The organism is Enterobacter sp. SES19, assembly GCF_011765665.1.
Taxonomy (GTDB): domain Bacteria; phylum Pseudomonadota; class Gammaproteobacteria; order Enterobacterales; family Enterobacteriaceae; genus Enterobacter; species Enterobacter pseudoroggenkampii.
Genome location: NZ_CP050320.1, coordinates 2,503,671 through 2,524,750 on the forward strand (window position 1 = coordinate 2,503,671; position 21,080 = coordinate 2,524,750).

18 protein-coding genes are annotated in these 21,080 nt (G+C 56.7%); 11 read left to right on the plus strand and 7 right to left on the minus strand.

The genetic code is table 11. From position 1 onward, the window contains the following. Positions 1 to 3 precede the first annotated feature (3 nt). The gene (locus tag GXP72_RS11885) at positions 4 to 1,095 is read left to right on the plus strand and encodes an alkylhydroperoxidase domain protein (protein ID WP_208762907.1); all 1,092 of its coding nucleotides are present in this window, start codon (positions 4 to 6) and stop codon (positions 1,093 to 1,095) included. 6 nt (positions 1,096 to 1,101) lie between these two features. Here the strand turns inward: GXP72_RS11885 and araJ are convergent, their stop codons facing one another. Then, positions 1,102 to 2,277, minus strand: a complete 1,176-nt coding sequence (gene araJ, locus GXP72_RS11890) for an MFS transporter AraJ (protein WP_208762908.1) — start codon at positions 2,275 to 2,277, stop codon at positions 1,102 to 1,104. 120 nt (positions 2,278 to 2,397) lie between these two features. Continuing rightward, positions 2,398 to 3,042 carry a Qnr family pentapeptide repeat protein gene (locus GXP72_RS11895; RefSeq protein ID WP_208762909.1) on the minus strand — a complete coding sequence of 215 codons (645 nt, stop codon included), beginning with the start codon at positions 3,040 to 3,042 and terminating at the stop codon, positions 2,398 to 2,400. Between the two features lie 167 nt (positions 3,043 to 3,209). Here GXP72_RS11895 and ppk2 point away from each other — a divergent pair, with 167 nt between their 5' ends. Beyond that, the gene (gene ppk2, locus GXP72_RS11900) at positions 3,210 to 4,052 is read left to right on the plus strand and encodes a polyphosphate kinase 2 (protein ID WP_032647376.1); all 843 of its coding nucleotides are present in this window, start codon (positions 3,210 to 3,212) and stop codon (positions 4,050 to 4,052) included. 58 nt (positions 4,053 to 4,110) lie between these two features. Here the strand turns inward: ppk2 and fdnI are convergent, their stop codons facing one another. The 3 genes from fdnI to fdnG are packed head-to-tail and all read right to left on the minus strand — an operon-like array spanning position 4,111 to position 8,703. Next, positions 4,111 to 4,767 (minus strand): formate dehydrogenase-N subunit gamma, encoded by a 657-nt coding sequence (gene fdnI, locus GXP72_RS11905; protein ID WP_136194917.1) that lies wholly within the window; start codon positions 4,765 to 4,767, stop codon positions 4,111 to 4,113. Continuing rightward, positions 4,760 to 5,644 (minus strand): formate dehydrogenase subunit beta, encoded by an 885-nt coding sequence (fdxH, locus tag GXP72_RS11910; RefSeq protein ID WP_208762910.1) that lies wholly within the window; start codon positions 5,642 to 5,644, stop codon positions 4,760 to 4,762. The genes fdnI and fdxH overlap by 8 nt, the downstream gene beginning before the upstream one ends. An 11-nt stretch (positions 5,645 to 5,655) precedes the next feature. Then, the gene (gene fdnG / locus GXP72_RS11915; RefSeq protein WP_208762911.1) at positions 5,656 to 8,703 is read right to left on the minus strand and encodes a formate dehydrogenase-N subunit alpha; all 3,048 of its coding nucleotides are present in this window, start codon (positions 8,701 to 8,703) and stop codon (positions 5,656 to 5,658) included. A gap of 221 nt (positions 8,704 to 8,924) precedes the next feature. Here fdnG and yddG point away from each other — a divergent pair, with 221 nt between their 5' ends. Both yddG and GXP72_RS11925 read left to right on the plus strand, forming a co-directional pair. Continuing rightward, the gene (gene yddG, locus GXP72_RS11920) at positions 8,925 to 9,803 is read left to right on the plus strand and encodes an aromatic amino acid DMT transporter YddG (RefSeq protein WP_048989386.1); all 879 of its coding nucleotides are present in this window, start codon (positions 8,925 to 8,927) and stop codon (positions 9,801 to 9,803) included. Between the two features lie 630 nt (positions 9,804 to 10,433). Continuing rightward, positions 10,434 to 11,543: a porin OmpC gene (locus GXP72_RS11925; RefSeq protein ID WP_024909569.1), complete on the plus strand. Its 1,110-nt coding sequence runs from the start codon at positions 10,434 to 10,436 to the stop codon at positions 11,541 to 11,543. A gap of 49 nt (positions 11,544 to 11,592) precedes the next feature. Here the strand turns inward: GXP72_RS11925 and GXP72_RS11930 are convergent, their stop codons facing one another. After that, positions 11,593 to 12,537 carry a LysR substrate-binding domain-containing protein gene (locus GXP72_RS11930; protein ID WP_208762912.1) on the minus strand — a complete coding sequence of 315 codons (945 nt, stop codon included), beginning with the start codon at positions 12,535 to 12,537 and terminating at the stop codon, positions 11,593 to 11,595. A gap of 170 nt (positions 12,538 to 12,707) precedes the next feature. Between GXP72_RS11930 and GXP72_RS11935 the strand changes: the two genes are divergently transcribed. The 7 genes from GXP72_RS11935 to GXP72_RS11965 are packed head-to-tail and all read left to right on the plus strand — an operon-like array spanning position 12,708 to position 19,158. Next, positions 12,708 to 13,658: a branched-chain amino acid ABC transporter permease gene (locus GXP72_RS11935; protein ID WP_208762913.1), complete on the plus strand. Its 951-nt coding sequence runs from the start codon at positions 12,708 to 12,710 to the stop codon at positions 13,656 to 13,658. A gap of 8 nt (positions 13,659 to 13,666) precedes the next feature. Continuing rightward, the gene (locus GXP72_RS11940) at positions 13,667 to 14,773 is read left to right on the plus strand and encodes an ABC transporter ATP-binding protein (RefSeq protein ID WP_208762914.1); all 1,107 of its coding nucleotides are present in this window, start codon (positions 13,667 to 13,669) and stop codon (positions 14,771 to 14,773) included. Next, on the plus strand, positions 14,770 to 15,537 hold the full coding sequence (locus GXP72_RS11945; RefSeq protein ID WP_208762915.1) for an ABC transporter ATP-binding protein: 768 nt from the start codon (positions 14,770 to 14,772) through the stop codon (positions 15,535 to 15,537). Before GXP72_RS11940 ends, GXP72_RS11945 begins: the two co-directional genes overlap by 4 nt. After that, a complete protein-coding gene (locus GXP72_RS11950; RefSeq protein WP_208762916.1) occupies positions 15,530 to 16,249 on the plus strand; it encodes an ABC transporter ATP-binding protein in 720 nt (239 codons plus the stop codon). Before GXP72_RS11945 ends, GXP72_RS11950 begins: the two co-directional genes overlap by 8 nt. 28 nt (positions 16,250 to 16,277) lie before the next feature. Continuing rightward, the gene (locus GXP72_RS11955; RefSeq protein ID WP_090416817.1) at positions 16,278 to 17,435 is read left to right on the plus strand and encodes a branched-chain amino acid ABC transporter substrate-binding protein; all 1,158 of its coding nucleotides are present in this window, start codon (positions 16,278 to 16,280) and stop codon (positions 17,433 to 17,435) included. A 17-nt stretch (positions 17,436 to 17,452) separates the two neighbouring features. Then, positions 17,453 to 17,935, plus strand: a complete 483-nt coding sequence (locus GXP72_RS11960) for an L-2-amino-thiazoline-4-carboxylic acid hydrolase (RefSeq protein ID WP_090416815.1) — start codon at positions 17,453 to 17,455, stop codon at positions 17,933 to 17,935. Continuing rightward, positions 17,932 to 19,158 (plus strand): Zn-dependent hydrolase, encoded by a 1,227-nt coding sequence (locus tag GXP72_RS11965; protein ID WP_090416813.1) that lies wholly within the window; start codon positions 17,932 to 17,934, stop codon positions 19,156 to 19,158. The genes GXP72_RS11960 and GXP72_RS11965 overlap by 4 nt, the downstream gene beginning before the upstream one ends. Positions 19,159 to 19,194: 36 nt before the next feature. Here GXP72_RS11965 and GXP72_RS11970 read toward each other — a convergent pair whose 3' ends face one another. Further along, a complete protein-coding gene (locus GXP72_RS11970; protein ID WP_090418165.1) occupies positions 19,195 to 21,078 on the minus strand; it encodes a KUP/HAK/KT family potassium transporter in 1,884 nt (627 codons plus the stop codon). Between the last annotated feature and the right edge of the window lie 2 nt (positions 21,079 to 21,080).

Sequence of the window (21,080 nt, forward strand, 5' to 3'; positions counted from 1 at the left end):
CCTATGTCATTAAGTCACGACATTCTCGCCGAGCTGGCGGAAATTAAACCCGGTTCCCCTCTGGCAGAGGCGCGCGCCACGCGGGACGCCGCCACGCGCCACGCACAGGGCAGCTACGAAATCTTATTTACCCAGCAGGATAGCGATTTTGCGCTGGACGAGCGCTTCGCCGTCGCGGCAAAAGTCGCCAGGTGGCACAACGCGGAGGCGCTGGCCGCGCACTATGCGGGGTTTGGTCTGGCCGACCCCACCTCTGAACGCCTGACCCCGGCGCTCAATTTCGCGCGCCTGCTGACCTTCTCCCCCGTCGAAGCCACGCCGACATCGTTAAGGGCGCTGACCCAGGCGGGATGGAGCAAGGAAGGTATCGTGACCCTGGCGCAGCTTATCGCGTTTGTCAGCTTCCAGAGCCGACTGATTGCCGGGCTGCGGCTGCTGAACGACAAACCCGTCGCCAAAAGCGAAGCGCCGGTGGCGGCAGGCGTCTGGCACACGACCGCAACCACGGCCACCGGGAAGGCGGCTCCCGTCGCGTTTACCCAGCAGGAACTGGGCTGGGAGCCGTGGATCGCCGCCAAACCGCTGGCGGATTTTCGTGATGACGAGGTTGCTATACTGGCGAAGTTTGGCCACACCGATTCCGACTATTTCCGCCTGCTGGGGCGCAACCTGCCGGTGCTTGAACAGCGCACGCTAACGGATAAAGGGATTTTTTATACGCCGGGGGGATTGCCGCGCGCCGAGCGCGAGCTGGCCGCAACGGTCGCCAGTAAAATTAACGGCTGCATCTACTGCGCATCTGTCCATGCGCGGAAAGCCAGCCAGCTGTCAAAGGATGACGCGGCGGTAGAGGCCCTGCTGGCCGTGCGTCCAGGACAACCCCTGAGCGAGGGACAATCTGCGCGCTGGCAGGCGGAGATTAATTTTGCGGCAGCGCTGTCGGTTACCCCGCCTGCGGCCACGCCGCTGCACCTTGCCGCGCTGGAAAAAGAGGGGCTGGACACCTTAGCCCAGCTTGATCTGGTGCAGTCCGCCGCGTTCTTCGCCTGGGCCAACCGCCTGATGCTGACCCTGGGCGAGCCCTGGCTTGCCTGACTTCAATCAGGCTAGCGCGCGAGCGTTAGCCTGAGCCCGTCTGGCCCGCAGGTAACCGTAGATCAACAGCGCGCTCATGGCAGAGAACGAGAGTATCGCCGCAGGCAGCGTGACGTAGCGCCAGCTAAAGCCGAGGGTAATCATCATCCCGCCAAAGTACGCCCCGATCGCGCTGCCGAGATTAAACGCCATCTGCCCCCCGGCCGCCCCCAGCATCTCGCCGCCCTTCGCATTTTGCAGAAGCAGGATCTGCAGCGGCGCAGAGAGCGCGAACAGCCCGGCACAGCAGATAAAGCCCATGATCAGCGAGGCCGTTTTGAGTTCACCACAGGCGAAAAGCAGCAGCAGCGAGGCGACAATCACCATGTCGGTGGTCGCCGCAATGCGCAGCGGGCTAAAACGCCCCGAGAGTTTGCCGCTCAACAGGTTGCCCAGCACCATGCCAAGCCCCATCAGCATCATGATGATCGTCATCAGGCCTTCGGTGAAGCCTGAAACGTTGACCATAAACGGTTTAACGAAGCTGAACCACGCGAACACCCCGGCGTTGCCAAACATGGTGGCGGCAAAAATCAGCCAGGGTTCTGGTTTTTTCAGAAAGTGGAACTGCTCGGTCAATTTGATTTCTGATGTGTCGTGGATGTCCGGCACCCAGAGCAGAACCGAGAGGATCACCAGCGCGTCGAACACCGCAATCAGGAAAAAGGTATAACGCCAGCTGAACTGGTGCCCCAGCCAGGTGCCGAGCGGGACGCCTACCAGGTTGGCCACGGTCATCCCGGCGATCATTCCCGCCACTGCGACCGTCACCTTCCCCGGTGGCGCAATTTTAGAGAGGATAATCGCCCCGACGCCGAAAATCGCGCCGTGCGGAAAACCGGAAATTAAGCGTCCCGTCGCCAGCCAGAAATATGATGACGAAAAGGTAAACAGGGCGTTCCCCACCGCGCACAGGGCAACCAGAAACAGCAGCGTCGTTTTTAACGAGAACTTGCCTGAGAACAGCGCCATAATCGGGGCGCCAATCACCACGCCGAAAGCATAAAACGAGATCATATTCCCGGCGGAGGGAATCGAAATACCGGTGTCATGCGCCAGCTCGGTTAACACGCCCATAATGCCAAACTCGGCCATGCCCAGGCCAAATGTGCCAAGCGCCAACGAAAATATTGTCTTTTTCATACCTCAACCACGGGTTAATCACTCGCAGCGGGCATTATTGAATAATCTTGTATGGTGAGCCAGTTCAAACTGGCAGACTGACACGTTAATCCATTTATACAGCGCAGACTGTGAATATTGTCAGCCGATAATCGCGATGCCAAGGCGTTCCATAATTTGCGACACCTGATAACTGTCCAGCTTAACACCCTGTAGATCAGTGCCACGCACGTCCAGTTCACCCAGTTCCGAATTGGTTAAATCGCAGTGTGTGAAATTTGCTGCACGCCAGTCAAATGAAGAAAACTCGCCGCCTGACATATCCGAACCACTGAAAGTTGCCCCCAGGATCTGCGCGCCGTTCCAGCGGTTTTCCCACAACTCGCATTTTTCCAGAACCACCTTCGAAAAATTGGCATAGCTCAGGTTGCTTTTTGTTATATAAGCACTGCAAAACCAGGTACGCGTGGTGATCATGTTCATAAAACTGGCACCGCGAAAATCAGCCCCTTGCGCCCTGCATTCACGGATTTCGATGCCTAAGGCATTCGCATTTCTGAAATCAGCCATGGATAAATCGCAACTTTTGAAGATCGCGTCCTTAAGTTGCGCCCGGCTAAAATTTCCGCCGATCTGGCGTTCACGATCGTAAAACTGACAACCGATAAATGCTGTGCCGGTCAAATCTGTGCCAGAGAAATCGCAATGACGAAAAACAGCATTTTCAATCTTTTCACCGGTAAAACGGTTACGTCCAATTTTTTCGCCTTCAACAATCAATGTCATAACAATCCTGTTTATTTATACAGTTATTTTTAATCATTTTAACCAGCGATTCGCGAAAGAGAAAGTCTTGACTGCGAAAAAAGTCCGCTGAGATTTCCACTCAGCATTACACTTCAGAGTGTTAGTTCCTTCTAAGCACATCACACGTTCCGGAGATGAGGATTATCATGGGAAACGCAAAACAGAATAAAACCAAAGCAGTGACCGTGACCAAAGCGAGTGTAGATAGCGTGGTTAAACCCGTGCTGAAGACCAAAGAGTACGAAAAAGAACTTCGTCGCCTGCACGTTGAACTGGTTAAGCTCCAGCAGTGGGTCGTCGCCAAAGGACTCAAAGTGTGTATTGTTTTTGAAGGACGCGACGGTGCCGGTAAAGGCGGCACCATCAAAGCGATCACCGAGCGCGTCAGCCCTCGCGTGTTTCGCGTTGTTGCGCTCCCTGCCCCAACTGAAAAAGAAAAAAGCCAGCTCTACTTCCAGCGCTATGTGCCGCACCTGCCTTCAGCAGGCGAGATCGTGATATTCGATCGCAGCTGGTATAACCGCGCGGGTGTTGAACGGGTAATGGGATTCTGCACGGAGGAACAGGTGGAGAAATTTTTGGATGGCGCACCAGTGATGGAAAAAGCGATGGTCGATGCCGGAATTATCCTGCTGAAGTACTGGCTGGAGGTGACGCCTAAAGAGCAGGAGCGTCGCCTGCGCGACCGTATTAACGATGGTCGTAAGATCTGGAAGCTATCGCCGATGGATATTAAATCCTTTAACCTGTGGGACGAGTATACCCTCGCGCGCGACGCCATGTTTGAAGCCACCGATACCGCATGGGCGCCGTGGTTTGTGGCACGTTCAGAAGATAAAAAACGCGTGCGACTGAATATTATTTCGCACCTGCTTTCGCAGATCCCGTATAAAGAAATACACGTCGACAAGGTGGATTTACCGAAACGCAAAATCGGCAAAGTCAAACCCACAAAATACCCGTTCCGGTATGTGGAGGAGCGGTTTTGATTTGAAGAGTAGGCCCGCGCAAGCGCAGCGCCGCCGGGCAGAGCCGACGGCGCAGGGTTTACTTCAATCCTTCCGTACTTTCCTGTTTCGCTTCAAGACGCTCCACATCGCGATACCAGCGCGGGTGGTGTTTCTGCGCCCAGCGGCGGCTCACCTTCCCTTCAATCATCCCTTTAATCGAGCCTTTCACCCAGAACGCCATATACATATGGATCAGGATGGCATGAATCAGGATGATGGCCGACGTGGCGTGGATAAGCAGCGCGTAGCGGATCACCTGAATCGGGAAATAGTGCGCAAAATACGGACGCCAGATAATCACCCCGGTCACCAGCAGCACAAAAATCATGCTCATGATGGTCCAGAACATCATCTTCTGGCCGGCGTTGTATTTCCCCACCTTCGCCACTTTATGCTCGTTACCTTTCAGGACTTCAACAATCCCTTTCACCCACGGGATATCCTGCTTGTCCGGGATGTTGTGATGAACAAAACGCACGAACATAAACATCAGCACCACAAAGATCAGCACGCCGAAGAATGGGTGCAGAATGCGCCCCATTTGCGGCGTACCGAAGGTTTCGGTCAGCCACTGCAGCGTCGGGAAGAAGAACGAAATTCCCGATACCGCCACCAGGAAGAAGCAGATCACCACCGTCCAGTGACAGGCGCGATCGACAAATTTGGTGCGCACTATCATTTTCGACTTACTCATGATGCTCCTCCTCGTCGTCATCCACCTCTTTGTTTGGCCCGATACCAATGTAGTGATAGATCAACCCGGCAAAGGTGGCGATAAAGCCCGCCGCGGAGAGCGGTTTAAGCGCCCCTTTCCACAGGTTGATGGAGGTATCGATCGCCGGATCCTTCGGCAGGTTGTGGTACAGCTCCGGCTGGTCGCTATGGTGCAGCACATACATCACGTGCGTACCGCCCACGCCCTGCGGGTTGTAAATGCCCGCTTTGTTGTAGCCCCGTGCTTTGAGCTTATCGACGCGCTGCTGCGCCACCTCCAGCATCTCTTTTTTGGTGCCGAAGTGGATCGCCCCGGTGGGACATGTCTTCACGCACGCAGGCTCCTGCCCGACGCTGACGCGGTCCACGCACAGGGTGCATTTGTATACCCGGTTATCCTCTTTATTGAGGCGCGGGATATTGAACGGACAGCCCGCGATGCAGTACCCACAGCCGATGCAGTTGTCCTGCTGGAAGTCGACGATCCCGTTGGCGTACTGAATAATCGCGCCCGCTGAAGGGCACGCCTTCAGGCAGCCCGGATCTTCGCAGTGCATGCAGCCGTCTTTGCGGATCAGCCACTCCAGCCTGCCGTTCTGGTCGGTTTCGCTAAAACGCATCACCGTCCAGGATTTGGCGCTCAGATCCGCCGGATTATCGTAAACCCCTACGCAGTGCCCGATCTTGTCGCGGATATCGTTCCACTCTGAGCACGCCACCTGGCAGGCCTTGCAGCCCACGCAGGAGGAGACGTCGATAAGCTTGGCGACTTCTGCCTTGTAGTCCCGCGCGCGAGGCGCGGGCGTTATCGGGTTAGTCGCGGAGCGTTTGATAATGTCTTGTGTTTCCATTGCCATTGAATCGCTCCTTACGCTTTCTCGATGTTGACCAGAAACGCTTTGTATTCCGGCGTTTGCGAGTTGGAATCGCCGACGTTTGGCGTCAGGGTATTGGCGATGTAGCCTTTCTGCGCCACGCCTTCAAAGCCCCAGTGAAGCGGGATACCGACGGTTTCCACCTGCTGACCATGCACGTTCAGACTTTGCAAACGACGGGTCACCACCGCCACCGCGCGAATAAAGCCGCGCTTGCTGCTCACCTTCACGCGGTCGCCGTTGGCAATACCTTTCGCCTTCGCCAGCGTCTCGCTGATCTCCACAAACTGCTCCGGCTGCGCGATGGCGTTCAGCCGCGCGTGCTTGGTCCAGGTGTGGAAATGCTCGGTCAGGCGGTAGGTCGTTCCCACGTACGGGAATTTGTCCTTTTTGCCTAAGCGCAGGACGTCGTCTTCGTAGATACGCACCACCGGGCTGGAGACCACGTTCGGGTGCAGCGGGTTGGTCCCCAGTGGCGTTTCCATCGGCTCGTAATGCTCCGGGAACGGCCCTTCCGCCAGCTTGTCGAGCGCAAACAGGCGCCCCAGCCCTTCCGGCTGCATGATAAACGGCCCGGTGTTACTGCCCGGCGCGGCGGTGTTGTAGTCCGGGATATCGTTCCCCGTCCATTTCGCCCCGTTCCACTGGATCAGCATGCGCTTCGGATCCCACGGCTTGCCGTTTACGTCTGCAGACGCACGGTTGTACAGCACGCGACGGTTCAGCGGCCACGCCCATGCCCAGCCCAGCGTATTGCCCAGCCCGGAAGGGTCAGCGTTTTCACGGTTGGCCATCTGGTTACCCTGCTCCGTCCAGCTGCCGGTGTAGATCCAGCAGGACGACGCCGTCGTGCCGTCGTCGCGCAGCAGCGCGAAGCTGTTCAGCAGCTGACCTTTCTTCGCCACCAGATTGCCGCTCGCGTCATACAGATCCGCCAGCGCCACGCCGTTGTTCTCTTTCGCGACTTCTTCAGACTCGGGACGATCCGGCTGCTTGTAGCGCCAACTCATCTTCAGCAGCGGCTCCGCGCCTTTGCCGCCTTCGGTGCGATACATTTCGCGCAGGCGGTGGTAGATCCCGGCCAGGATCTCGCCGTCGTTGCGCGCTTCACCCGGGGCGTCCTGGCCTTTCCAGTGCCACTGCAGCCAGCGGCCGGAGTTGGCAATGGAGCCATCCTCTTCCGCAAAGCAGGTGGACGGCAGGCGGAACACTTCGGTCTGAATCAAGGCCGGATCGACATCGTTTGATTCCCCATGGTTCTGCCAGAAGGTGGAGGTCTCGGTCACCAGCGGATCGATAACGACCATGTACTTCAGCTTGCTCAGGCTGCGAACGACTTTGTTCTTGTCCGGGAAGGAGGCCACCGGGTTGAAGCCCTGGCAGATATATCCCGTGACGTCGCCCTTATCCATCATGTTGAAATACTTGATGACGTCGTAAGCCTGGTCCCACTTCGGCAGCCACTCAAAGCCCCAGTCGTTTTCTTTCTGCGCCGCGTCGCCGTAGAAGGATTTCATCAGGCTGACGTAGAACTTCGGATAGTTGCTCCAGTAGTTCACCTGGTCCGGCAGCGTCGCTTTTGGCGTATTCGCCGCCAAATAGCTTTGTAGATCGACCTGCTTTTCAGACGGCAGCGTCAGGTAGCCCGGCAGGCTGGTCGACAGCAGGCCGAGGTCGGTGAGCCCCTGAATGTTGGAGTGACCCCGCAGCGCGTTTACGCCGCCCCCCGCCATGCCCATGTTGCCGAGCAGCAGCTGGATCATCGCCATGGTGCGGATGTTCTGCGCGCCAACGGTGTGCTGCGTCCAGCCCAGCGCGTACAGGAACGTGGTGGTTCTGTCGGCGGCGCTGGTGGAGGCCAGCACTTCACACACCTTCAGGAAGTCCGCTTTCGGCGTGCCACAGATGTTTTCCACCACGTCCGGCGTATAGCGGGAAACGTGCTGCTTCAGCAGGTTCCATACGCAGCGCGGATGCGTCAGGGTTTCATCCCGCATCGCATAGCCGTTTTCATCGAACTGATAGTTCCAGGACGCTTTGTCGTACTGGCGTTTTTCGGCGTCATAGCCGCTAAACAGCCCGTCATCGAAGGCAAAGTCATCCCGCACCAGCAGGTTCGCGTTGGTGTAGTGCTTAACGTATTCCGCGTTAATTTTGTTGTTTTCGATCAGGTACAGCAGCACGCCGGACAGGAACGTAATGTCCGTACCGGAGCGGATTGGCGCATAGATATCGGCCACCGATGCCGTGCGCGTAAAGCGCGGATCGACGACGATAAGCGTCGCATCGTTGTTGTTTTTCGCCTCCATCGCCCAGCGGAATCCTACCGGATGGGCTTCTGCGGCGTTACCGCCCATCACCACCACGACGTTCGCGTTTTTGATATCAACCCAGTGGTTGGTCATCGCACCGCGACCAAATGTTGGAGCAAGACTTGCTACCGTTGGTCCGTGTCAGACGCGCGCCTGGTTGTCTACCGCCAGCATGCCGAGAGAGCGCACAAATTTTTGCGTCAGCATGCCGGTTTCATTACTCGCCGCAGACGCGCACAGCATCCCGGTGGAGAGCCAGCGGTTAACCGTTACGCCCTGCGCGTTCTTTTCAATAAAGTTGGCGTCGCGGTCGGCTTTCATTAATTTGGCAATACGGGAGAAGGCCTCATCCCAGGAGATACGCTGCCATTTATCAGAACCCGGCGCGCGGTATTCCGGGTAGCGCAGGCGATTTTCGCTGTGAACATAGTCCAGCAGCCCCGCCCCTTTCGGGCAAAGCGCCCCGCGGCTCACCGGATGATCCGGATCCCCTTCAATATGGTAAATCGCTTCTCTGGCGTTCTTTGCGCCATCGCCCAGGCTATACATCAAAAGCCCACAACCTACGGAGCAGTATGTGCAGGTGTTACGGATCTCTTTCGCGCGCAGCAGCTTATAGTTGCGTGCCTGAGCCAGCGCCATTTTGGGAGCAAATCCCAGCATGGCTGCCGTTGTTCCGGCCATACCGCCCGCGCAGATTTTAAAAAATTGTCTGCGGCTGACGTCCATCGTTGTCCTCGTGTTCGTATAAGACTTCGCGCCGCAAACTAGCAGTAAAGTCCCTGATTTTTTTGCGTCAAATCAAGGTCATCTGTCTTCACCCCCTTAATAGTCACCCCCGGAACATTTCATTACCCCTTTTTGATTAACGGCTTAAGAGAATAATTCACGACAGCGACAGGCGTAATGCGATACATTTTTCCTTTGATTTTTATTGCAATGGCGAAGTAATGGACAGAAAAAAGGCAACGCTTATTGGGCTGGCGGCAATACTGTTATGGAGCACCATGGTCGGCCTAATTCGCAGCGTGAGTGAGGGACTGGGGCCGGTAGGCGGTGCGGCGATGATCTACACCCTCAGCGGATTACTGTGTCTGGTGACGGTAGGATTTCCTGATATCAGACGGTTCTCGCCGCGATATCTTATTGCGGGCAGCGTTTTATTTGTCAGCTACGAAATATGCCTGGCGCTGTCGCTGGGCTATGCCGCAACGCGATCGCAGGCGATTGAAGTCGGTATGGTGAATTACCTTTGGCCAAGCCTGACCATTGTGTTTGCCATTTTGTTCAACGGACAGAAATCCACCCTGTGGGTGATCCCCGGCCTGGTCATATCGCTGCTGGGCGTCTGCTGGGTATTGGGCGGTGAACAGGGTTTACATCTTGATGAAATAACCCGCAATATCGTTTCCAGCCCGCTGAGCTACGCGCTGGCGTTTGCCGGGGCCTTTATCTGGGCCGCCTACTGCACGGTCACCAGCAAATTTGCGAAAGGACAAAACGGCATCACCCTGTTTGTTTTACTGACCGCGCTGAGTCTGTGGGTGAAATATGCCCTGAGCGATCAGCCAGAGATGATGTTCACGCTTCCGGTGGTGGTGAAACTCGTCATGTGCGGCATTGCCCTTGGGTTTGGGTACGCCGCATGGAATATTGGCATCCTGCACGGTAACGTCACGGTTCTGGCTGCCGTATCCTATTTTACCCCGGTCCTTTCAGCCGCGCTTGCCGCCGCAGTGCTGAGTTCCCCCCTCTCATTCTCGTTCTGGCAAGGCGCCCTGATGGTCTGCGCCGGGTCGTTACTCTGCTGGTACGCAACAAGAAAATAATGCTTTCTCGCACGGCCGGGGAAATTTCAACCCGGCAACATAATTAACATAAATTTAAAGTGTGATCGCACCTCAGAATATTTATCCTAATAATAGGATGTCTGTTTAATTTCGGTTTATATTTGGCACCTTCTGTAAACGCTCAACAAGATAATTGACACAAACTGACAACGACATGAAACTAGTCAACCATGAATATTAACACTATGGATAGCATTGAATGTAATAATTCAATTCTGACACATCCATGCAAATATTCGCAATATACGTTTAAACCCTCCCCTAACTCACTGTTATTAAGCCAAAAAACTAATAACACCCCCTCAACACATCGGGAATACCGAAATCTAACTTAATATACTAAAACTCACAGAAATTATAGCGATGGCAATAGTCCCGCAAACAAAATAATTATTAATCGTATAAAATTCGGGCGCTTTGTTTGAATAATCGCCTTTTCACACGATCGAGATCACACTAATTGAAATTATCTCTAATAATTTGAAACTTATTATTGAAATAAGACTACGAGATTTTTAAAAATAGCATGCCATTGACGAGCAGCCTCGTTTAGAAATCGTTCACAGTGGTTCAGGAAATACTGAAAAAAAATTATAAGGAACATTTAAGATGAAACTTAAATTAGTTGCAGTGGCAGTCACTTCCATGCTGGCAGCAGGCGTTGTTAACGCTGCCGAAATTTACAACAAAGACGGTAACAAGCTGGATCTGTACGGCAAAGTAACAGGTCTGCACTATTTCTCTGATGACGCAGGCGCAGATGGCGATAAAACCTACATGCGTATCGGCTTCAAGGGTGAAACCCAGGTTAACGATCAGCTGTCCGGCTACGGCCAGTGGGAATACCAGATTCAGGGCAACCAGGAAGAAGGCGACAACAAGTCCTGGACCCGTGTTGCGTTTGCAGGTCTGAAGTTTGCTGAAGCAGGCTCCTTTGATTACGGTCGTAACTACGGCGTAATCTACGACGTAACTTCCTGGACAGACGTTCTGCCAGAATTTGGCGGCGATACCTACGGCGCTGACAACTTCCTGCAGCAACGTGCTAACGGCGTCGCGACCTACCGTAACCAGGACTTCTTTGGTCTGGTGGACGGCCTGAACTTTGCTCTGCAGTATCAGGGCAAAAACGGCAGCGTAGAGGGTGAAAACACCAGCGGTCGCAGCCTGCTGAACCAGAACGGTGACGGCTATGGCGCATCCCTGACTTACGATCTGGGCGAAGGCTTCAGCGTAGGTGGTGCAATGTCCTCTTCCCGTCGTACCGCTGACCAGAATGCGGCTGGCGTATACGGTGAAGGCGACCGCGCTGAAGTATACAGCGGTGGTGTGAAATACGACGCGAACAACGTTTACCTCGCGGCGCAGTACTCTCAGACCTATAACGCAACCCGCTTCGGTACTTCTAACAACAAGCGTACCGACATCTACGGCTTTGCAAACAAGGCGCAAAACTTCGAAGTTGTGGCTCAGTATCAGTTCGACTTTGGCCTGCGTCCATCCATCGCTTACCTGCAGTCTAAAGGCAAAGACATCGAAAACTTCGGCGACCAGGATCTGGTTAAATACATCGATGTTGGCACGACCTATTATTTTAACAAAAACATGTCTACCTACGTGGATTACAAAATCAATCTGCTCGACGACAACAAGTTCACTCGCCAGGCAGGCATCGGTACAGACAACATCGTGGCGCTGGGTCTGACCTACCAGTTCTAAATGTTGTCAATACAAAAGCCAGCTGAACAAGCTGGCTTTTTTTATCTTCCTATCCGGCTGACGACTCTCCGTTCGCCGCCCAACGAAGCCAGTTTTGCAGCAGCTTGCCGTCCTCGGTCATCTCTGAGTCTGTACGCACGCAGAGGTAATAATCGCGCCCGTCATCAATCGGTAAGTCAAATATCTTCACCAGCTCGCCGCTCTCAAGATACGGCGCAATCAGCGGCTCACGCATTAGCGCACAGCCCAGACCAGCCTGTACGCCCGCCAGCGTCAACAGTCCGTCTTCAAACAGCGGGCCGCTGCGCCGGAGAGGACGTTTTACCCCCTGCAACAAAAACCACTGCGTCCAGCTCGTACGCTCTTCATCATGCAACAGCGGCATTTGCAGCAGCTGTTCAGGCGTGTCGATGTGGCCATGAACGCGCAAAAACGCACGGCTGCACACCGGCACCATCTGACCGGAAATCAGCTTTTCGCTCTGATAGCCCGCCCACTGCCCGTTACCAAAACGAATCGACATATCCGACGCGTCGCTCAGATAGTTACGATGGTTGGCATACACCACGTTGATCTCGGTTTGGGGATTGGCGCGCATGAACGCAGGTAAACGTGGAATGAACCACCCCATGCCAAAAAGCGGGATCAGGCTGATGGTGACCTGACGCGTTTGCGCCTGCTCCGCCAGGTGCTCCGTTGCCTGGCGCAGCACGTTAAACGCCGCGCGAATCGAGCGGTAATATTCACGTCCGTGCTGGCTCAGCACCAGCCTGCGCCCCTGACGCTCCGTGAGCGGAATTTGCAGATACCCTTCAAGCACCTTGAGCTGATGGCTTACCGCCGACGGTGAGATATCCAGCTCCTGCGCGGCCAGCGTGACGCTGCCCAGCCGGGCGATGGCCTCAAAGGCACGGACAGCCCGAAGCGGCGGATCGTTTGCCAGGCGACTGTCTGCATACGCGGACAAATCTGCCGATTGTTCTGTTTTATTCATATGTTGATTTCTTTAGGCTTTTTAGCCGGGAACTCGATTACATTATCTTTATACAAATCATTAAGATAAAGCAATTCCGGTTTATCATAAGAAATAATATATGTGTATTTTACAATTTAATTCAATTATCGGATGGTAGCCGCAGAAACAGCACTTTGCGGGTACAGACGTTGGATACACTCATACAACAACTGATCAACGGTGTGATGCTGGGAAGCATCTACGCGCTGATCGCGCTGGGCTATACCATGGTGTATGGCATCTTGCGCATTATTAACTTTGCTCACGGCGATATTCTGATGGTCGGTGCGCTCACCACGCTTTCCGCCATTAACGCCCTGAATACCACCGTTCCTCACATGCCGCTGCTGCTGCAGCTTGGTGTTGCCCTGGTGATTGCCATGGCCGTTTGCGCCCTGCTGGCAATGGCCGTGGAGCGGTTTGCCTACCGTCGACTGCGTAACGCCCCACGCCTGGCTCCGCTGATCTCGGGTATCGGCGTCTCGGTCCTGCTGCAAACCGTGGCGATGATTATCTGGACGCGCAACCCGCTGATGTTCCCGCAGATCCTGCCCATGGATCCGATCGCCGTGACGGCAGGAAGTGAACTGCATCCCCCTGCGATTGTGACCGTCACCGGCATTGTTACCGTGGCGCTGGCGCTTGCGGTAATGACCGGGCTATGGCTGCTGGTGGAATACACCCGCCTGGGCCGCGGCATGCGTGCCGTGGCGGAAAACCCGCGCGTGGCCACGCTGATGGGGGTTAACCCCAATGCCATTATTACCCTGACGTTCGCCATTGGCGGCGTATTTGCCGCGCTGGCAGGCGTCATGATGGCCAGCAACTACGGCAACGCCAGCTTCTCAATGGGCTTTTTGCCCGGAATCAAAGCCTTTACCGCCGCCGTGCTGGGAGGCATTGGTAACATTCGTGGCGCAATGATTGGCGGGATCCTGCTCGGCATTATCGAAGCGCTGGGCGCAGGTTATCTGGGGGAACTCACCCACGGCGTCTTTGGCAGCAACTATCAGGATGTCTTTGCCTTTATGGTCCTGATTCTGGTGCTGGTCTTCCGTCCGGCAGGCCTGCTGGGCGAGCGCGTGGCGCACAGGGCGTAAGGAATACCATGACAACACTTCAACTTCAGGCCCCGACGACGACGCGCAAATTCTGGTCAGGCATGGTCCTGTTCTGCCTCGCGCTGCTGATTGCTCCCGTAATGGCCACGCAGCTTGGCGGCAACTACTGGGTACGTGTGATCGACTTCGCCCTGCTCTACATCATGCTGGCACTCGGGCTCAATATTGTGGTGGGCTATACCGGCCTGCTGGACATGGGCTTTATCGCCTTTTACGCGGTCGGCGCCTACCTTGCGGCACTAATGGCCTCCCCACACCTTCTGGCGGTATTTCCTGTCCTCAGCGTCTGGTTCCCTGACGGGCTGCACACCTCATATCTGCTGATTATACCGCTGGCGGCGCTCGTCGCGGCGGTCTGCGGCATTTTACTCGGTGCTCCTACGCTGAAGCTGCGCGGGGACTACCTGGCGATAGTAACCCTCGGCTTTGGCGAAATTATCCGCATTCTGATGCGCAACCTCGACCGACCGGTGAACATCACCAACGGTGCGAAGGGTATTACCGGGGTGGATACGCTCAACCTGTTCGGCCTGAAGTTCAGCGGCGTATACCACTGGTTTGGTTTCAAAGTGCCCGCGCTGTGGCTGTGGTACTACCTGCTGATGCTGGTGATTGTGGCGATTATTTTTGTCTGCCTGCGCCTGCAGCATTCCCGTATTGGTCGCGCCTGGCACGCCATCCGTGAAGATGAGGATGTGGCGCGCGCGATGGGCATCAACGTGCGTAACTATAAGCTGCTGGCCTTTGCGATGGGTGCCTCTTTTGGCGGCGTGGCGGGTGCCCTGTTCGGCGCGTTTCAGGGCTTTGTCTCCCCGGAATCCTTCACGTTACAGGAGTCCATTGCCGTGCTGGCGATGGTGGTGCTGGGCGGTATGGGACACATTCCTGGCGTGATCCTCGGCGCGATACTGCTTACCGCCCTGCCGGAACTGCTGCGCAGTCAGGCAGCGCCAGTTCAGCAGGCGCTGTTCGGTACGGTGCTGATTGACCCGGAAGTGCTGCGTCAGCTGTTTTACGGCCTGGCGCTGGTACTGGTCATGCTGGTGCGTCCTTCAGGCATCTGGCCGGTTCGCCACAAGGAGGTGAAAGCATGAGCCTGTTAACCGTACGCAACATGTCAAAACGCTTCGGCGGGCTTACCGCCGTGGATGACGTTTCGATCGCCGTGAACAAGGGTGAGATCTACGGCCTGATTGGTCCCAACGGGGCGGGAAAAACCACCTGTTTTAACCTGATCACCGGGCTTTATCCGGCGGACAGTGGTGAATTTTCGATTGCCGATAAGCCCTATTTCCCAAAGCACATTGAGAAAGTCACCGCCGCCGGGATTGCCCGCACGTTTCAGAACGTGCGCCTCTTTAACGACATGTCGGTGCTGGAAAACGTGATGGTGGGTCGCCACGTGCGCACCCGTAACGGCCTGTGGGCCGCGCTGAGCCGTCACAAACGCGCTCGCGAGGAAGAGAGGCAGACCCGGGAACTGGCCTGGCACTGGCTGGAGTACACCGGCATTGCCAGGTTCGCCCACTACCGCGCCTGCGATCTGGCCTATGGTCATCAACGCCGTCTGGAGATTGCCCGCGCGCTGGCAACGGATCCGCTGCTGCTGGCGCTGGACGAACCCGCCGCCGGGATGAACGCAGCGGAAAAAGTGGCGCTCGGCGAGCTGCTAATCCGCCTGCGCGATGATGGCAAAACCCTGCTGATGATTGAGCATGACGTCAAGCTGGTGATGGGCATCTGCGATCGCCTGACGGTGCTGGATTACGGCAAAACGCTCGCCAGCGGCACGCCGGAGAACGTACGTCGAGACCCGTCAGTGATCGCCGCCTGGCTTGGAGGCAACGCCCATGTCTGAATTACTGAAGGTGGAACGTGTGGACGTGCATTACGGCGGTATTCAGGCCGTCCGGGATGTCTCTTTTACCCTGCACGAGGGTGAACAGGCGACGCTGATCGGCGCTAACGGCGCGGGGAAAAGCTCCACCGTGCGCGCCATTACCGCACTGGAAAGCTTTAGCGGCAGTATTGAATTCCGCGGTAAAGACGTCCGCAGACACAGGCCCGAGGCGCTACTGCGCGACGGGCTGGTGATGGTCCCGGAGGGCCGCGGGATCTTCTCCCGCATGACGGTCCTGGAAAACCTGCAGATGGGCGCCTGGCTCAGGCGTGACACTGTCACCTTTAATCGCGAAATGAACGAGATATTCGAGCGCTTCCCGCGCCTGGGCGAACGCCAGCATCAGCTTGCCGGCCTGCTGTCCGGCGGTGAGCAACAGCTGTTGGCCCTTAACCGCGCCCTGCTCAGCCGCCCGCGCCTGCTGATCCTCGACGAGCCGTCGATGGGCCTCGCGCCGAAGATGGTTGAAAACATTTTTGCCGTCATTGCCGGCCTGCGCGAGCGCGGCGTTGCCCTGCTGCTCATCGAACAAAACGCCCGTCTCGCGCTGGAAGTCACCGACAGCGCGTGGGTGATGGACAGCGGCAGCATTGTTCATCATGGCGAATCGAAAGCGCTGCTCAATGACGACCAGATTGCACAGATTTATTTGGGCGAAATGCCCGTTTAACCACACCAGCCAACATCAGGGAAATACAATGAAAACAGTAAAAATCAGTGCGCTCAGCGCCGCTATCCTCCTCGGCAGCTTTGCCTCGACGGCGACGTGGGCCGCTGACAGTGAAACCGTGATTATCGGTCTCGCGGGCCCGCTCACCGGCCCGTCTGCCCGTATCGGTAAAGATCTGGAGAACGGCGCGCAGCTGGCCATTGACGACATTAACAAGCAGCACCCGACCATCGGCGGCAAAGCGGTGACCTTCAAACTGCAGTCCGAAGACGATCAGTCCGACCCGCGCACCGCCGTGGCCGTCGCGCAGCGTCTGGTGGATAGCGGCGTGGCGGGCGTCGTCGGTCACTGGAACACCGGTACCAGCATTCCTGCCGCACGTGTCTATCACGATGCGGGCATCGCCCAGGTCGCACCGGTCGCGACCGGTCACGCCTATACGCAACAAGGTTTTGATACCAGCTTCCGCGTGATGGGACACGACGATGACGGCGGCCAGCTCGCCGGTCAGTACGCGGTGAATACCCTGAAAGCCAAACGCATTGCGGTGATCGACGACCGTACCGCATTTGGTCAGGGGCTTGCAGACCAATTTATTAAATCGCTTGAAGCCCAGGGCGTGAAAATTGTCGATCGTCAGTACGTGGATGACAAAACGGTGGACTTCAGCGCCGTACTGACCGCCATCCGCAGTAAAAACGCCGATCTGATCTTCTTCGGCGGCGTCGACAGCCAGGCCGCACCGCTGGCGCGTCGCATCAAACAGCTGGGCATGAATGCCACGCTGATGGGCGCAGGCGGATTCGTCAGCCAGACGTTCCTCAAGCTGGCGCAGAAAGAAGGCGAAGGCGTTGTGGCGCTGGAGCCGGGTCTGCCCGTTGACCAGATGCCGGGTGGAAAGGCATTCGAACAGGCGTACCAGTCCCGCTACCACACCCATATCGAACTGCACGCCCCGTTCGCCTATGACGCCACCCGCGTGCTGGTTGCGGCAATGGAAAAAGCAGACTCCGTTGAGCCTTCCGCGTATCTGCCTGCCCTGCGCGCCATCAGCTATTCCGGCGTCACCGGACAGATCGCGTTTGATAAAGAGGGCAACCTGAAATCGCCGTCGTTCACGGTCTACAAGGTGGTCGACGGCAAATGGCAGCCGCAGACCGTGCTGGGCGGCGCAAAAGCGAAGTAACGCAGCGAGGCAATGTGATGAGTGATAATAACGAGCTGGGCATTCTCGCCCGCCGCAAAATTGAAGCAGAAATTATTAAGCCAATTTATGAAATCCTGGTGCGCGAGATAGGGAAAGCCCGCGCCCAGGCGGTGATTGGCGAGGCCATTGAGCAGGCCGCGATTGACGCTGGTAAAGCATTTGCCAGCAAAGAACCCAACGGCGCGAACATCAAGAGCTTTATCGCCCTGCAGTATCTGTGGGAGAAAGATAACGCGCTGGAGGTGAAGGTGATCGACGCCGACGACCAGCAGTACAACTACAACGTGACCCGCTGTCGCTACGCGGAGATGTATCATGAAATGGGGCTGGGCGAGATTGGTCATCTGCTCTCCTGCGCGCGGGATGAAAAATTCATCGTTGGCTATGCGCCGGACGTTGAGCTAACCCGCACCACCACCATTATGCAGGGCGGTGCGTGCTGTGATTTCCGCTACCGCAGCAGCAAGGACAAGACATGATCCGCGTCAACGCCGAACGGCTGTGGTCAACGCTTGAGATGATGGCGCAGATCGGCGGCACGCCCGCCGGTGGCGTGACCCGTCTGGCATTGAGCGAGGAAGATCGTGTTGCGCGTAACCTGCTGCGCGACTGGGCGCTGGACGCCGGTTTTACCTGCGATGTCGACAGCATGGGCAACATGTTTATCCGCCGCGCGGGGAAAAACCCGCAGCTTGCCCCGGTCATGACCGGTTCGCACGTGGATACCCAGCCGCTGGGCGGGAACTACGACGGGGTTTACGGCGTGCTGGCCGGGCTTGAGCTGCTGCGTACCCTCAATGACCATCACGTTGAGACGGAGCGTGACATCGTGCTGGTTAACTGGACCAACGAAGAAGGCGCGCGCTTCGCGCCAGCCATGCTCGCTTCAGGGGTCTGGACGGGGCAGTTTAGCAAAGCGTACGCCCATGCCCGCGCGGATAACGATGGCATCACCGTGGGTGAAGCGCTGGATAACATTGGCTACCGGGGTGAAACCCCTGCCCGCGAGTTTCCTGTTCACGCCTGCTACGAACTGCACATCGAACAGGGCCCGATCCTGGAAGATGAGGCCATCGATATCGGCTCAGTCCGCGCGGCAATGGGCCAGCGCTGGTTTACCCTGGCGCTGGACGGGTTTGCCGCCCATGCCGGCACCACGCCGATGCACAGCCGCCGTGACGCGCTGACCGCCTTCGCTGAGCTTGCATTGAAAGTGGAAGAGATTGGCTATCGGCATGCGCCGGACGGACGCGCGACGATCGGTATGGCGAAGGTTACGCCAAACTCGCGCAACGTCGTGCCGTCTCGTGTGGAATGCAGCGTGGAGTTTCGCCATCCGGCGCAGCAGGCTCTGGAAGCCATGGAAGCGGCGCTGCATAAGGTGGCTGAAAGCCTGAGCCTGCGCGGCGTGTCGGCTCTCGTTGAGCGCATTTTTGACTACGCGCCCATCGCGTTTGATGCCGAATGCCTCGCTCGTACGGAGAAGGCCGTGGCGGAACTGGGCTATTCGTCGAAACCGATGGTCTCCGGTGCGGGACACGACGCCTGCTATGTGAGCAAAATTGCGCCCGCCAGCATGATCTTTATCCCCTGCGTGAAGGGTGTCAGCCATAACGAAGCGGAAAGGATCCTGCCGGAGTGGTCGGAGAAAGGGGCGAACGTGCTGTTGCACAGCGTCCTGTCCGCGGCCCAGGAGAGCTAGAACGGCGCGAAAGCAGCCCCCTGCTTTCGCGCGACGCTAGACGGCAACGCGCCGGCTGATTTCAACCACCCGATCGCTGGGAAGGTGGTAGTGGTTGATGACGTGCGTGCAGTTGCGCTTCATGAAGGCAAAAATGTGCCGTTGCCAGGCCGCCATACCGGCCCCGCCTTCGCCTGCCACAATGGTTTCATGCCCGACATACCAGGTGGCATCATCCGTGGCAAAAAGCGCGTTAATCTCGCTGACCCCCTGCAACAAACGCGGAATGTCCGGGTGTTCCATAAAGCCATATTGCGCCACGCCGTGCCAGTAGCCCGGCGCGCGCTGTTCCACCCTGATACGCTGCTCTTCCCCCACATAGGGCACATTGAGTATATCAATGGTCAGCGACAACACATCCTGCTGTAGCGCCCGGTTTCGCGCGACATGCCAGCGCATGACCGGTGGGATATTGTTCTGTGTACGGGTCAAAAACACGGCAGAGCCTACCACTCTGGGCACCGTCTTTTGCTGAAGCTGGGCAAAGAACGCATCCACGCTGACGCCCTTCTCGCCCACCGATGCGGAGACCGCCTTAACGCCGCGGTGCCAGATTAGCATCACCGTACAAATGGCTGCGGCCATCAGCAGCGGGATATAGCCGCCCTCCAGGACTTTAATTAGATTGGCAAACAAGAAGGTGGCATCAATCACCAGGAAACAGAGGGCAATAAGCGCGCTGCTGACCCGGCTCCAGCACCACACTTCCCGCATCGCCACAAACAACAGCCCCGTGGTCATCAGCATGGTTAACGACACGGCGATGCCGTACGCCGCGGCAAGCTTATCGGAGGATTTAAAGAACACCACCAGCCCGATGGTCACCACCATCAGCAGCCAGTTTATTATCCCGATATAAATCTGACCGTAGCTTTCTGCCGCCGTCTGTTTGATGCGTAACCGGGGTAACCAGCCAAGCTGAATGGCCTGGCGCGTCATGGAAAACGCGCCGGTAATAATCGCCTGACTGGCAATGATCGTCGCCAGCGCGGCAAGTATGATGAGCGGAACCTGGAGAACAGGCGGACAGAGCGTGTAGAAAAGGTTTTGCTTGCTGTCGGCACCGGCCAGAATCAGCGCTGACTGGCCAGCATAGTTGAGCAGCAGCGAAGGAAAGACGATACCGTACCAGGCAAGCCAGATCGGCTTTTTACCAAAATGCCCCATGTCTGCATACAGGGCCTCGGCCCCCGTCACGCAGAGAAAAACGCCCCCCAGGACCAGGAAACTGGTATACCCGTTCGAAAACAAAAACGCGATGCCGTAAGCAGGATTAAGGGCCAACAGTACCGAGGGGTGCTGAACGATCCCCCGCACGCCCAGGGCCGCAATCGCCAGGAACCACAGTGCCATCACCGGGCCAAATATCTTCCCTATGCGGGCGGTACCAAAAGGCTGGATCAGGAAGAGCGCCAGCAACACCGCAACCGTGAGGGGTAAGATGTACGGCTGGGACTCAGGGATCACCATCTCCAGTCCTTCAAGGGCGGAAAGCACGGAGATGGCCGGGGTGATCGCGCCGTCACCGTAAATCAACGCTGCGCCAATCAGGGCGGCAAAAATGACCCAGCGCCCGCCTTTGCCTTTCTCCACCAGAAGCGACATTAATGCCATGATGCCCCCCTCGCCATGATTATCAATTCGCATGGCGAAGGCGGCATATTTTATGGATGTCACCAGGATGAGTGTCCAGGTAATCAGCGAGAGCAGGCCCAGTATGACGCCGGGCGTAGGGTCATGCTCAGAGAGCGAAAGTACCGTCCGAAAGGTATAAAGCGGGCTGGTGCCGATATCACCAAAAACGACGCCCAGCGCCCCCCCTGCAAGCAGGGTTAACCGGGAGAGCGGTTGGGACGGTTCACTGCTGTGGTGAAGGCTCATAT

What these genes read in the sequence shown, in the direction of transcription:
- GXP72_RS11970 (WP_090418165.1), bottom strand. Translation starts at nt 21,078, where the DNA reads ATGAGCCTTCACCACAGCAGTGAACCGTCCCAACCGCTCTCCCGGTTA.
- yddG (WP_048989386.1), top strand. Translation starts at nt 8,925, where the DNA reads ATGGACAGAAAAAAGGCAACGCTTATTGGGCTGGCGGCAATACTGTTA.
- GXP72_RS11940 (WP_208762914.1), top strand. Translation starts at nt 13,667, where the DNA reads ATGACAACACTTCAACTTCAGGCCCCGACGACGACGCGCAAATTCTGG.
- ppk2 (WP_032647376.1), top strand. Translation starts at nt 3,210, where the DNA reads ATGGGAAACGCAAAACAGAATAAAACCAAAGCAGTGACCGTGACCAAA.
- araJ (WP_208762908.1), bottom strand. Translation starts at nt 2,277, where the DNA reads ATGAAAAAGACAATATTTTCGTTGGCGCTTGGCACATTTGGCCTGGGC.
- GXP72_RS11925 (WP_024909569.1), top strand. Translation starts at nt 10,434, where the DNA reads ATGAAACTTAAATTAGTTGCAGTGGCAGTCACTTCCATGCTGGCAGCA.
- fdnI (WP_136194917.1), bottom strand. Translation starts at nt 4,767, where the DNA reads ATGAGTAAGTCGAAAATGATAGTGCGCACCAAATTTGTCGATCGCGCC.
- GXP72_RS11930 (WP_208762912.1), bottom strand. Translation starts at nt 12,537, where the DNA reads ATGAATAAAACAGAACAATCGGCAGATTTGTCCGCGTATGCAGACAGT.
- GXP72_RS11965 (WP_090416813.1), top strand. Translation starts at nt 17,932, where the DNA reads ATGATCCGCGTCAACGCCGAACGGCTGTGGTCAACGCTTGAGATGATG.
- GXP72_RS11945 (WP_208762915.1), top strand. Translation starts at nt 14,770, where the DNA reads ATGAGCCTGTTAACCGTACGCAACATGTCAAAACGCTTCGGCGGGCTT.
- GXP72_RS11960 (WP_090416815.1), top strand. Translation starts at nt 17,453, where the DNA reads ATGAGTGATAATAACGAGCTGGGCATTCTCGCCCGCCGCAAAATTGAA.
- fdxH (WP_208762910.1), bottom strand. Translation starts at nt 5,644, where the DNA reads ATGGCAATGGAAACACAAGACATTATCAAACGCTCCGCGACTAACCCG.
- GXP72_RS11955 (WP_090416817.1), top strand. Translation starts at nt 16,278, where the DNA reads ATGAAAACAGTAAAAATCAGTGCGCTCAGCGCCGCTATCCTCCTCGGC.
- GXP72_RS11950 (WP_208762916.1), top strand. Translation starts at nt 15,530, where the DNA reads ATGTCTGAATTACTGAAGGTGGAACGTGTGGACGTGCATTACGGCGGT.
- GXP72_RS11885 (WP_208762907.1), top strand. Translation starts at nt 4, where the DNA reads ATGTCATTAAGTCACGACATTCTCGCCGAGCTGGCGGAAATTAAACCC.
- GXP72_RS11895 (WP_208762909.1), bottom strand. Translation starts at nt 3,042, where the DNA reads ATGACATTGATTGTTGAAGGCGAAAAAATTGGACGTAACCGTTTTACC.